The organism is Sphingomonas sp. SP5 (assembly GCF_058313455.1).
The window spans coordinates 388,911-400,981 of record NZ_JBZFLF010000004.1 but is presented as its reverse complement, the minus strand read 5'-3'; the positions used below and the strand labels follow the sequence as shown (position 1 = coordinate 400,981).

The 12,071-nt window shown below is 68.6% G+C and carries 11 protein-coding genes; 7 read left to right on the top strand and 4 right to left on the bottom strand.

The genetic code is table 11. The features are described from left to right. The coding region (locus AC4GY7_RS12780; RefSeq protein ID WP_491114659.1) for a transposase at window positions 1-436 on the top strand (436 nt) is incomplete at its 5' end. An 83-nt stretch (window positions 437-519) separates the two neighbouring features. Here the strand turns inward: AC4GY7_RS12780 and murA are convergent. Then, the gene (murA, locus tag AC4GY7_RS12775; protein WP_491114657.1) at window positions 520-1,803 is read right to left on the bottom strand and encodes a UDP-N-acetylglucosamine 1-carboxyvinyltransferase; all 1,284 of its coding nucleotides are present in this window, start codon (window positions 1,801-1,803) and stop codon (window positions 520-522) included. A 130-nt stretch (window positions 1,804-1,933) separates the two neighbouring features. On the opposite strand from murA, the gene AC4GY7_RS12770 reads away from it, so the two are divergent. Beyond that, a complete protein-coding gene (locus AC4GY7_RS12770) occupies window positions 1,934-2,665 on the top strand; it encodes a Crp/Fnr family transcriptional regulator (RefSeq protein WP_491114654.1) in 732 nt (243 codons plus the stop codon). Between the two features lie 272 nt (window positions 2,666-2,937). Here AC4GY7_RS12770 and clpS read toward each other — a convergent pair whose 3' ends face one another. From clpS to AC4GY7_RS12755, 3 genes are all read right to left on the bottom strand, one after another. Beyond that, window positions 2,938-3,267: an ATP-dependent Clp protease adapter ClpS gene (gene clpS / locus AC4GY7_RS12765; RefSeq protein ID WP_443583705.1), complete on the bottom strand. Its 330-nt coding sequence runs from the start codon at window positions 3,265-3,267 to the stop codon at window positions 2,938-2,940. Between the two features lie 135 nt (window positions 3,268-3,402). Continuing rightward, the gene (locus AC4GY7_RS12760; RefSeq protein WP_491114651.1) at window positions 3,403-4,155 is read right to left on the bottom strand and encodes a phasin family protein; all 753 of its coding nucleotides are present in this window, start codon (window positions 4,153-4,155) and stop codon (window positions 3,403-3,405) included. 90 nt (window positions 4,156-4,245) lie between these two features. Continuing rightward, complete coding sequence (locus tag AC4GY7_RS12755) at window positions 4,246-6,000, bottom strand: PHA/PHB synthase family protein (RefSeq protein WP_443583579.1); 1,755 nt, start codon at window positions 5,998-6,000, stop codon at window positions 4,246-4,248. 216 nt (window positions 6,001-6,216) lie between these two features. On the opposite strand from AC4GY7_RS12755, the gene AC4GY7_RS12750 reads away from it, so the two are divergent. From AC4GY7_RS12750 to AC4GY7_RS12730, 5 genes are all read left to right on the top strand, one after another. After that, a complete protein-coding gene (locus AC4GY7_RS12750; protein ID WP_491114648.1) occupies window positions 6,217-7,473 on the top strand; it encodes an HD-GYP domain-containing protein in 1,257 nt (418 codons plus the stop codon). Continuing rightward, on the top strand, window positions 7,473-8,609 hold the full coding sequence (locus AC4GY7_RS12745; protein WP_491114645.1) for a GGDEF domain-containing protein: 1,137 nt from the start codon (window positions 7,473-7,475) through the stop codon (window positions 8,607-8,609). Before AC4GY7_RS12750 ends, AC4GY7_RS12745 begins: the two co-directional genes overlap by 1 nt. 83 nt (window positions 8,610-8,692) lie before the next feature. Next, window positions 8,693-9,703: a glycosyl hydrolase gene (locus AC4GY7_RS12740; protein ID WP_491114642.1), complete on the top strand. Its 1,011-nt coding sequence runs from the start codon at window positions 8,693-8,695 to the stop codon at window positions 9,701-9,703. Then, window positions 9,700-10,770, top strand: a complete 1,071-nt coding sequence (locus AC4GY7_RS12735; RefSeq protein WP_491114639.1) for an SGNH/GDSL hydrolase family protein — start codon at window positions 9,700-9,702, stop codon at window positions 10,768-10,770. Before AC4GY7_RS12740 ends, AC4GY7_RS12735 begins: the two co-directional genes overlap by 4 nt. Window positions 10,771-10,850: 80 nt before the next feature. Then, window positions 10,851-12,071, top strand: a complete 1,221-nt coding sequence (locus AC4GY7_RS12730) for an LL-diaminopimelate aminotransferase (RefSeq protein WP_491114636.1) — start codon at window positions 10,851-10,853, stop codon at window positions 12,069-12,071.

The window sequence follows — 12,071 nt, the reverse complement described above, 5'->3', positions numbered from 1 at the left end:
CCTCGACGCCGAAATCGCCGGCATCGAGGCCGATATGCAGGCGCTGATCGCCGCCTGCCAGCCGCTGCGCCAGGCCGTCGACGTCCTCGGCGGCATCACCGGCATCGGCCCCGTCACCGCCGCCCGCCTCATCGCGCTCATGCCCGAGCTCGGCACCCTCGGCCGCCGACAGGCCGCCGCCCTGGCAGGCCTTGCTCCACACCCACGACAAAGCGGCGCGTCCGACGCCTATCGCGCCACCCGCGGCGGCAGACCCGGCGTCAAGCACACCATGTTCATGGCCGCCCTCACCGCCGCACGCCGCCACCCCGACCTCAACGCCTTCTATCGCCGCCTCCTCGCCAACGGCAAAAAACCCATCGTCGCCACCGTCGCCGTCATGCGAAAACTCATCGTCATCGCCAACGCCAGGCTCAGAGACGCAGCCATCTTCTGAGTTGATGACGGAGGGTCGCAGGCATCGTCGCGGAACAGACAACCATTATGCGATAGCCCTCCCCATTCCGGGGAGGCCCCGGGTCAACCGTCGCTGGCGCGCTCGATATCCGCACCGACGGCGGACAGTTTCTCCTCCAGCCGCTCGTAACCGCGGTCGAGGTGATAGACGCGCGCCACCGCCGTCTCGCCTTCCGCGGCGAGGCCGGCGAGGATCAGGCTCATCGATGCGCGCAGGTCGGTCGCCATCACCGGTGCGCCGACCAGGCGATCGACGCCCTTCACCAGCGCGGTGCGGCCGTGGACCTGGATGTCGGCCCCCATCCGCGCCAGTTCGGGAACGTGCATGTAGCGGTTCTCGAAGATCGTCTCGGTCAGCACGCTGGTGCCGCTGCCCAGGCACAGCATCGCCATGAATTGCGCCTGCATGTCGGTGGCGAAGCCGGGGTAGGGGGCGGTCGACAGTGTCACCGGGGCGAGCGGCGCACCGGCCTCTACCGACAGGCCGTTCGCCGTCTCGGTGACGGTCACGCCCGCCTCGCGCAGCGCGTCGATCGTCGCCTGCATGTCCGCGGCCCTGGCACCGACCAGTTCCAGGCTGCCGCCGGTGATCGCCGCGGCGCAGGCATAGCTGCCCGCCTCGATCCGGTCGGGCATCACTGCATAGGTGGCGCCGTGCAGGGCATCGACGCCCTCGATCTCCAGCGTGTCGGTGCCGACGCCCTCGATCCGCGCGCCCATCGCGATCAGGCAGTTGCACAGGTCGACGATCTCGGGTTCGCGCGCCGCATTCTCGATCACGCTGCCGCCCTTGGCCAGCACCGCCGCCATCACGACATTCTCGGTCGCGCCGACCGACACCACCGGAAAGCGATAGCGCCCGCCGCTCAGCCGGCCACCGGGCGCCGTCGCCTTCACGTAACCGGCCGCCATCTCCAGCTCGGCGCCGATCGCCTCCAGCGCCTTGAGGTGCAGGTCGATCGGGCGGTTGCCGATTGCGCAGCCGCCGGGCAGCGACACCCGCGCCTCGCCCGCCCGCGCCAGCACCGGGCCGAGCACCAGGATCGAGGCGCGCATCTTGCGCACGATGTCATAGGGCGCCTCGGTCGAGGTCAGCGACCCTGCGCGGATCGTCATCGTCCGGCCGAAATCGTGCGGGCTGGTGCCTTCGATCGCGGTCGAGGCGCCGAGCTGGTTGAGCAGGTGGCCGAAGCCATCGACATCGGCCAGGCGCGGCAGGTTGCTCAGCGTCAGCGGCGCATCGGTCAGCAGCGCGCAGGGCATCAGCGTCAGCGCGGCGTTTTTCGCGCCGGAGATCGGCAGGCGGCCCGACAGGCGGTGGCCGCCACGGATAAGGATACGGTCCATGCCCACAGCGTCTAGCGCGCTGCGGGCGCGGTGCAAGGCGACAATCAGGTCAGCACGGTTGATCGATTTTAATGCAGCAATTCCCGTGGTTTGCTTACCCGGTTCAACCAACTTGGGGGAATTTGAGCGCGTGGCCAGCTGTCTCGCCGAACGTCTCGGCGAACTGATCGACCTGTCGGCGAACGAACAGGCGGCACTCGATGGGCTGGAGCAGCGCGAGCGGACGCTCCGCCGCGGCGCGGTGCTGTTGCGTGAGAACGACAAATCGCCCGAACTGTTCGTGCTGCGGCATGGCACGATGATGAGCTACGTCATCCTGCCCGACGGCAGCCGGCAGATCCTGCGCTTCCTGTTCCGCGGCGACGTGGTGGCGATGGCGGGGCTCGTCTATCGCAACTCGCCCGAGACGGTGATCGCGCTGACCGAGGTCACCGTTGCGCCGCTGGAGCGCGCCGCACTGGCCGACCTCACCGTCGCGCATCCGCGCCTCGCGGCGCTGCTGATCGCGATCAACCAGATGGAGCGGGTCGCGCTGACCGACCGGCTCGCCGGGCTCGGCCGCACCTCGGCCAAGGCGCGGGTCGCGGCGTTGCTGATCGAGATCCGCAACCGGCTGCGCGCGATCGATCCGTCGATCGGCGACAGCTTCGCGCTCGGCCTGACGCAGGAGGAGATCGGCGACGCCACCGGCCTCACCGCGGTGCACGTCAACCGCATGCTGCGCCAGCTGGAGGACGACGGCCTGATCGCGCGCGAGGGCGGCCGCTTCGCTTTCCTCAACGAAACCGCGCTCGCCCGCATGGCCTATCACGTCGATCGCGCTGCGAAGCTCGACCTCAGCTGGCTGCCCGACCCGCGCTGACCCGGGCGCGAGCCGGGCGTGCGGGCGCCGCCCGCTCATCTCGCCAAGTACGGCTATCGCATACCGGGTGTCTGATCCATGCCGGTGTTCTTTTATCCACCGTCATGCCGGACTGGTTCCGGCATCCACCGTGTCGCACACCCATACGCTCTTGATTTTGCGGCACGGTGGACCCCGGAACACGTCCGGGGTGACGACAAGTACTGGGATGGCATGCCCCTTTATCCGAAACCCGTCGCCGTCCTCGCCACGGGATGAGGCAAAGGCGCGCCTTACGCCTTCTCCAGCGTGCATTGCAGAGGGTGCTGGTTCTGCCGGGCGAAATCTATGACCTGCCCGACCTTCGTCTCGGCGACTTCGTAGGAAAAGACGCCGCACACGCCGACGCCCTTCTGGTGGACGTGCAGCATGACGCGGGTCGCCTCCTCCATGTTCATGCGGAAGAAGCGCTGCAGGCACAGGACGACGAATTCCATCGGCGTGTAATCGTCGTTCAGCATCAGCACGCGATACGGGGTCGGCTGCTTGGTGCGCGTGCGCGTCTTGGTGGCGAGGCCGGTTCCGGTTCCCTCGTCCGTCCCATCGTCGCGGCGCTCGGCCATGGTGGTCGGTTCGGCTGTCATGATCGCTCGCCGAAATATGGCATCGGGGGGTGCCGGGGCAAGGGCTGCGGACAAGGAAAAGGGCGACCGCATCGCTGCGACCGCCCTTCCTGCCTCATCGGGGCGCTGCGTGGCTTACGCGGCGACCTTCATCTTCTCGGCGGCGAGCGCGACGCGGTTCGACAGCGGCTGCGCCACTTCGCCGGCCAGCTTCAGCAGCGCTTCGGTGTTGTGCGAGGTCTGCTGCACCATCGCGTCGAACGCCTGGCGGGCATAGTCCGACTGAAGCTTCAGGAACTCGGTCGGCGACTTCACCGACGACAGCGTGCGGGCAGCGGTCGTCGCGTCCTCGAACGACTTCTTGGCATAGGCGGCGGCGTCCTGCCCCATCGCCTCGAAACCGCGCACCGCGATCTTCGACGATTCGACCAGCGCCTCGATGTTGCCCTTGCCGAACTCGTTGGCGTCCTCGAAGAACTTCTGGCTCTTCTCGACCGCACCCTTGGCGCGCTCGGTCGCGTCGTTGAACGCGGTCTGGGTCTTGGCGGTGACGTTCTCGATCGTTTCCATGATGACTTCCTTCGCTGCGGTCTGGGTTGCCTGAAGCACGGGCGCGGGCGCGTCCGACGGGACGGTCGTTTCGACGGGATCGGCGAGGATCATCGGCGGCACGACGGGTTCGGGAGGCGCGATCACCGGTTCGGCGGCGCTCGGGACGAGCGCGGGGACCGGGCCGGCGGGATCGCGTTCCACCACCGGGGCCGGCACCGGGCCGGTCGGCGTGAGGGGCACGGGCTGGGCAGGCACGGGCAAGCCCACGCGCTTGGTGACGGCACGGCCGGCACGCTTGGCGGGTTTTACCGGTGGCTTGGCGACGCGGTCGTCCAACGATCCTACTCCAGCTATTATGCTGCGACGCACAATAGCGGCGATTGACGCTACGTTCAAGCGGTTTTTGTGCAGTGCAGCATGGGAGCGCTATCGGGCGCGGACGTATTCTCCGGGTGCATCGCCCAGCGCCGGCAAGGCGCCCTCGCCGGGCAGCCGCGCGGCCACCGCTTCGGTGTCTTCGGCGCCATGCGCGCGCAGCCAGGCCAGCCAGTCGGGCCACCAGCTGCCCTTGGTTTCGCTGGCACCCGCGACGAACGCGTCGAGGCTGTCGACCGCAGCATCGTTGGTCCAATATTGATATTTGCCGGCCGAGGGCGGGTTGACGACGCCGGCGATATGGCCGGACCCTGCCAGCACGAAGCGCAACGGGCCGCGGAACAGGTGGGTGATCTTCCACACGCTTTCCGCCGGCGCGATATGATCCTCGCGCCCCGCCTGCACATAGGCGGGGGTGGTGACGCGGGTGAGGTCCAGCGCCTCGCCCGCCACCGACATCGCGCCCGGCTGCACCAGCAGATTGTCGCGATACAGGTCGCTTAGATAGGCGAGGTGCCATTTCGACGGCAGGTTGGTGGTGTCGCCGTTCCAGTGGAGCAGGTCGAACGGCGCATAATCGGCGCCGAGCAGATAGTTGTTGGTGACGTAGTTCCAGATGAGGTCGCGGCCGCGCAGCAGGTTGAACGTCGCGGCCATGTAGCGGCCGTCCAGGAACCCCTGCGGCGACAGCGCGCCGATCAGCGCCAGTTGCTCGTCCGTCACGAAGTTCTGCAATTCGCCCGCCTGCGCGAAATCGACCTGCGCGGTGAAGAAGGTGGCGGAGGCGACCTTGTCCGCCTCCCCGCGCGCGGCGAGCAGCGCCAGCGTCGCGGCGAGCGTCGTGCCCGCGACGCAATAGCCGATGGTGTGGACGGCCGGCACGCCGAGCAGCTCGCGGATCGTCTCCACCGCATCCACTTGCGCGGCGACGTAATCGTCCCACACCACGTCCTTCATGCTGGCGTCGGCGGATTTCCACGACACCATGAACACGGTGATGCCCTGTTCCACCGCCCAGCGGATGAAGCTCTTCTCGGGCGTCAGGTCGAGGATGTAGAATCGGTTGATCCAGGGCGGAAAGATCACCAGCGGCGTGGCCAGCACGCGTTCGGTGGTCGGTGCATATTGGATCAATTCGTACAGCGGCGTGCGCTTCACCACCTTGCCCGGCGTGGTGGCGAGGTTGCGGCCGACCTCGAACGCGCCCTCCGCCGTATGGGTCAGCTGGCCCTTGCCGATATCGGCCAGCATGTTCTTGAGGCCGTCGAGCAGGTTCTGGCCCTTGGTCGCGATCGTGCGCTCGACCACCTCGGGGTTGGTCAGCGGGAAATTGGACGGGCTCATCGCGTCGACCAGCCCCTTGGCGGCGAAGCGCAGCTGCTCCTTCTGCTTGTCGGATACGCCCTCCAGCGCATCGACGCCGCGCAGCATGTGGTCGGCGATGAGGTTGTAGCTGCGCCGGATCCAGTCGAACCACGGATCGTCGCGCCACGCCGCGGCCTTGAAGCGCCGGTCGCGGGCGTCGCCCTCCGACTGCGGCGGGGCCGGCACGGCGGCGGCGGGATCGACGAAGCGCTGCCAGAGCGTCAGATTGTCCGTCCAGAAATCCTGCATCTGGCGAACCAGTTCGGGGCTGCCGACCGGCGGCACCTGCGGGGCGCCGGGTTGTGCGGCGCGGCCCATCTCCGCCATGCCGATCCCGCTTTCCATCATCATCTGCTGGGCGCGGCCCATGACCCAGGTCCAGTGCTGGAGCTGCGCGAGATCGGGCGTCGCGGCGGCGCTATCGTCGTGGAGATCGGCCATGGCATCCTCTTCCAAGGCGCGGACGATAGCCGCGCGATGCTGCGGTGGAAACCGGCATCCGCACGTCCGGTGATCCGCCGCCGCCCGGCGGCATGCAGCGCCGCGCCGGCAAAGCATTCGAATCGGAGTTAAATAAGCCCCATAATGAGTAAACGATAAGGCTATCGAAACCGATGCGGCCCTATGGCGGGTTTCCAGAAAGGATCGGTGCCGTCCATGATCGTCCGTATTGCCGTCGAGGAACTGAAGGTCGGCATGTTCATCGATTCGATGGAATGTTCCTGGGTGGACAACCCGTTCTGGCGGCGCAGTCTGCTGATCAAGACGGACGAAGACATTGCGCGGCTGGTCGCATCGCCGGTCGCCTTCGTATCGATCGACACCCGCAAGGGCCGCGGCACGACACTGATCCCGCATGCGGAGCGGCGCCGCGCCGGCGACACGCCGCCGCCGTCGACCGGCGGCGAACCGCCGGTCGAACGCCGCCGCCGCCGGGCCGGCCCTGCGGCCGAAACCCTGGAAGAGACGCTCGGCCGGTCCAAGCAAAGGGTGGTCGCCCTGTTCCAGGAAGCGCGCCTCGGCAAGGCGATCGCGATCGAGGCGGTGACGCCGCTGGTCGACGATATCGCGACCACGATGCAGCGCGACGCGGCGGCGATGATCAAGGGCACGCGGCTGAAGCTGAACAACGACTACACCTATCTCCACTCGATCGCCGTCTGCGCGCTGATGGTGAATTTCGCCATCCACCTGGGGCTGGGCGAGGATGAGGTGCGCGCGATCGGCGCCGCCGGGCTGCTGCACGACATCGGCAAGGCGACGACCCCCGAACATATCCTCAACAAGCCCGGCCGGCTGGAGGGCGCGGAGCTGGACGTCATGCGCCGCCATCCCGCGGCGGGGCATGCCATCCTCGGCGAACTCGGCGAGACGGCGGCGATCACCCTCGACGTCTGCCTGCACCATCACGAACGCATCGATGGCAGCGGCTATCCCGAAGGGCTGGCGGGGGACGCGGTCAGCCTCCACGCCCGCATCGCCGCGATCTGCGACGTGTATGACGCGGTCACCTCGATCAGGCCGTACAAGCGGCCCTGGTCGCCGCACGAGGCACTGGCGCAGATGCTGTCGTGGCAGGGGCATTTCGACCCCGTGCTGCTCGATGCGTTCATCGCCAATCTCGGCATCCAGCCGCTGGGGGCGCTGGTGCGGCTGCACTCCAACCGGCTCGGCATCGTCCTCGACGGTGCGGAGGACCCGACGCGGCCGCTGGTCCGCACCTTCTTCCACGTGCCCGATGCGCAGTTCGTCGGGCCGGAGGATGTGGATACGACGCGCGATCCGGTGCTGCGCAGCGAACGCGGCGACTATTGGTTCGCGGATCGCTGGGCGGAAGTGTCGGCCGACGTGCTGGCGAACCGGCTGCCGGTGCCGCTCGATGGCGGCAGCACCATCGCGATGGGGGTGCGCTGATGCTCGCTGCGGAACGGCCCGCGCCGCGCCTCACCCGCCTCGCCGCATGGTTGAAGGGGGACGAGGAAACGGCAGCTGCCGCCGGCGCTCCGCCGTCCCCCGCATCCGCACCTGCTTCGGGGGGCGGGATCGCCGAGTTTCGCCGTGCCGCCGATCGCGAGACGATCGCGCGGATCGCGCAATTCCTGTGCGACCACGATCTTGCGCCGACCGAGGACAATCTGCTGTTCGCACGCCGCTACGTCGTCGGTGACGACCGGCGGCTGGGCGAGGCGGTCGACGCCCGCATCCGCGACGGGCAGCGCATCACGGCATCGTTCCTCGATGGCTTCGCCAACGGGTCCGGTGCCGATCGCCTCCGTCCGGAGGCGCTGGCCGAATTCGCCGACATGCTCAACGCGAGCCTCGCCGAGGGATTCCGCACGATCAGCCGATCCTGCGATTCCGCGCGCGACTACGGCGTGGCGCTGGGCAACGAGGCGCTGAACGTCGCCGCCGACCCGCAGGCGGCGATCGAGCGGCTGGTGGCGCTGACCGCAGCCGCGGTGGAACGCACGCAGGATCTCGCCGGGCGGCTGGATGCGACCCGGCGCGAAACCGGTCGCCTGCGCACGCGCCTGCAGGCGGCACGCCGCGCGGCGGAGGAGGACCATCTGACCGGGCTGCCCAATCGGCGCAGCTTCGATGCGCGGCTGCATGCACGGCCGGAGCCGGACAAGCCGGCGCGCTGCGTCGCCCTGTGCGACATCGACGATTTCAAGCGGATCAACGACCAGCATGGCCACGACACCGGCGACCGGGTGCTGAAGCTGTTCGCCCGGCACCTCAAGGTAGCGCTCGGCAGCGATGTGCTGGTCGCTCGCCACGGCGGCGAGGAATTCGCCTGCCTGTTCGAAGGCCATACGCTGCATGCCGCCCGCCATGCGCTCGACGGCGCGCGCGAGGCGCTGGGCGAGCGCCGCTTCGTCGACCAGAGCACCGGCGTCTGCATCGGCCGGATCACCTTCTCGGCGGGGATCGCGCCGGTCGAGGCGGAGCCGCGCGAGGCGATGCGCACCGCCGATGCCGCGCTCTATGCCGCCAAGCGCGCCGGCAAGGACCGGGTGATGGTGGTGGCGGGCCAACCGGGCGGGTGATCCGCCAAAGCTAAATTTGTTTTCTTTATTGCTGGCCCAGCTTAGCATCCTCTCAAACCACGACATACGGGGGGAGGGGGCGGATGCTCGATCGACGGACGATGATGGCGCTGGGGATGGCCGGCCTTGCCGCGGGGCCGGCGCTCGCCCGGCCGGCGACGGCGCCGGCGCGCATCCTCAGCAACGCGCAGGCGACGCGGGAGGCGCGGACGCTCTATGCCTGGCTGTGGAGCCAGTACGGCCGGCACACGCTGACCGGCCAGCAGGAACAGGGCTATAATCCGGAAGGGGCGCAGCGCGAGCTCGCCTATCTCCAGCAGGTGACCGGGCGGCAGCCGGCGATCCTCGGCCTCGATTACATCGACCCGCGCGACGACGACGGCGTCACCGCCCGCGCGCTCGCCTGGGCGCGCAGCGGCGGCATCGTCACCCTGTGCTGGCATTGGGGCGCGCCGGATATCGGCACCGGCTACGAGAATTCGAAGAAGGACTTCGAAGTCGCCGCCGCCTTGCGCACCGGCACGCCGCAGAACCGGCTGATGCTGGCGCAGATGGATCACGTCGCCGCGCTGCTGAAGCGGTTGCAGGCGGCGCGGGTGCCGGTGCTGTGGCGGCCGTTCCACGAATTCAGCGGCGACTGGTTCTGGTGGGGCAAGCACGGGCCGGATGCGTTCAAGGCCCTATGGCGGCTGATGTACGATCGCTACACGCGGCTGCACGGGCTCGATCACCTGATCTGGGTGCTCGGCTGGGCGGGGCAGAACGTCGACCCGGCCTATTACCCCGGTCGCGCCACCGTCGATATCGCCGGCGCCGACATCTACGTCGCCGACCATGGCAATCTGGCGCCGATGTTCGGCCAGGTGAAGGCGATCGTCGGCGACACCGTGCCGATCTGCCTGCACGAAAACGGGCCAGTGCCCGATCCGGCGCTGCTCGGGCCGCAGGCGGACTGGCTGTGGTTCATGACCTGGCATACCCGCTGGCTGACCGGCGCGGACCAGAACACGCCGGACCAGCTGAAACGCTATTTCGCATCGGACCGCTATGTGACCAGGGACGAACTGCCCGCGATGCTGAGGGCGCCGCGATGATCGCCGCCATGCTCCTCGCCGCCGCCACCATCACCGTCACCCCCGCGCCGGCGCGGACCGCCGCCGGTCCGGCCTTGCCGCTGCGCATCGGCGGCCGTGCCGAGCGGGTCGCCGACGGCTGGCGCCGGCAATGGCCCGGCACCTTTTTCGAAGGCGCCTTCCGGGGCCGGCAGGCGCTACTGCGCGTCGGGCCGGGGGAGGTGATCCTGCACGTGCTGGTCGACGGCCGGCCGGCGACGACGTTGGTGAAGCCGGCGCCCGGCCTGTACCGCGTCGCCGGCCTGTCCGCCGGCCGTCACGTGCTGCGCGTCGAGGTGGCGAGCGAAAGCCAGGCCGCGCCGACCACCTTCGGCGGCCTCTTCGCCGGTGCCGGTACCACGCCGCTCGCCGCCCCGCCGCCGCTGCCGCGCCAAATCGAGTTCATCGGCGATTCGCACACCGTCGGCTATGGCAACACCGCAGGCACGCGCGACTGCACGCAGGATCAGGTGTGGGCGACCACCGACACCTCGCAGGGGATCGCCGGCGTCACCGCGCGCCGCTACGGCGCGGATTATCGCGTGCACGCCATCTCCGGCCGGGGCGTGGTGCGCAATTATGCAGGGTTCGCCGCGGACAAGGTGCCCGATGCCTATCCCTATGTGCTGTTCGACAAGGCGCAGGCGGCGGACACCGCCGGCTGGGATCCGCAACTGATCGTCATCGCGCTCGGCACCAACGATTTCTCCACCGCCCTCAAACCCGGCGAGCCGTGGAAGGACCGCGACGCGCTGCACGCCGATTACGAGGCGCGCTACATGACGTTCATCCGCACGTTGCGCGCGCAGCATCCCCATGCCCACGTGCTGCTCTGGGCGACCGATCTTGCCGATGGCGAGATCGCGGCGGAGGAGCGCCGCGTCGTCGCGCGGCTGACCGCCGCCGGGATGCGCGACATGGGCTTCATCGCCGCGCCCCGGCTGGCGCTGAACGCCTGCCATGCGCACCCCTCGGTGGCGGACGACCGCCTGATCTCCGATGCGATCGCCCGCTACGTCGATGCGCATCCGGCGATCTGGCGACGGTGAGGACGCACCGTTCCGAGGAATTGAAGTGGTTAAAGACGCCCGGCCCGCGTAGAACCCGTGCGTCAACTACAAGGTGACCCATGTCCGACGACTTCTACCGCATCAAGCGCCTGCCGCCCTATGTCATCGCCGAAGTCAACGGCATGCGGGCCGCGGCGCGGGCGGCGGGAGAGGACATCATCGACCTCGGCATGGGCAATCCGGACCTGCCGCCGCCCGATCATGTGCTTGAGAAGCTGATCGAAGTCACCCGCAAACCCGACGCGCACGGCTATTCCCAGTCCAAGGGCATTCCCGGCCTGCGCCGCGCCCAGGCCAATTATTACGGCCGCCGATTCGGCGTCGACCTCGACCCCGAGACCGAGGTCGTCGTGACCATGGGATCGAAGGAGGGACTGGCCAGCCTGGCGACGGCGATCACCGCGCCCGGCGACGTGGTGCTGGCGCCCAATCCCTCCTATCCGATCCACACCTTCGGCTTCATCATCGCCGGGGCGACGATCCGCGCGGTGCCGACCACGCCGGACGATGCCTATTTCGAAAGCCTCGAGCGGGCGATGGCGTTCACCGTGCCGCGCCCGTCGGTGCTGGTCGTCAACTATCCGTCCAATCCGACCGCCGAGGCGGTGGATCTCGCCTTCTACGAACGCCTCGTCGCCTGGGCGCGCGAGAACAAGGTGTGGATCATCTCCGACCTCGCCTATTCCGAACTTTATTACGACGGCCATCCGACCCCTTCCATCCTGCAGGTGAAGGGGGCAAAGGACGTCGCGGTCGAATTCACCTCGCTCAGCAAGACCTACAGCATGGCGGGCTGGCGGATCGGCTTCGCGGTCGGCAACAAGACGCTGATCGCGGCGATGACGCGGGTGAAGTCCTACCTCGACTATGGCGCGTTCACCCCGATCCAGGCCGCCGCCTGCGCCGCGCTCAATGGCCCGCAGGATATCGTCGAAAAGAACCGTCAGCTCTATCACAAGCGCCGCGACGTGCTGGTCGAAAGCTTTGGCCGGGCAGGGTGGGACATCCCCTCGCCCCGTGCGAGCATGTTCGCCTGGGCGCCGCTGCCGCCGGCGGTGGCGCATCTAGGCAGCCTTGAGTTCAGCAAACAATTGCTGACGTGCGCGCAGGTCGCGGTGGCTCCAGGGGTGGGCTACGGCGAGAATGGAGAAGGCTTCGTGCGCATCGCATTGGTCGAGAACGAGCAGCGGCTGCGCCAGGCGGCGCGCAACGTGAAGCGCTACCTCCAGTCGATGGGGGTCAACACGCCCAGCCAGGCGTCGGGCCAGAAAGCGGGCTGA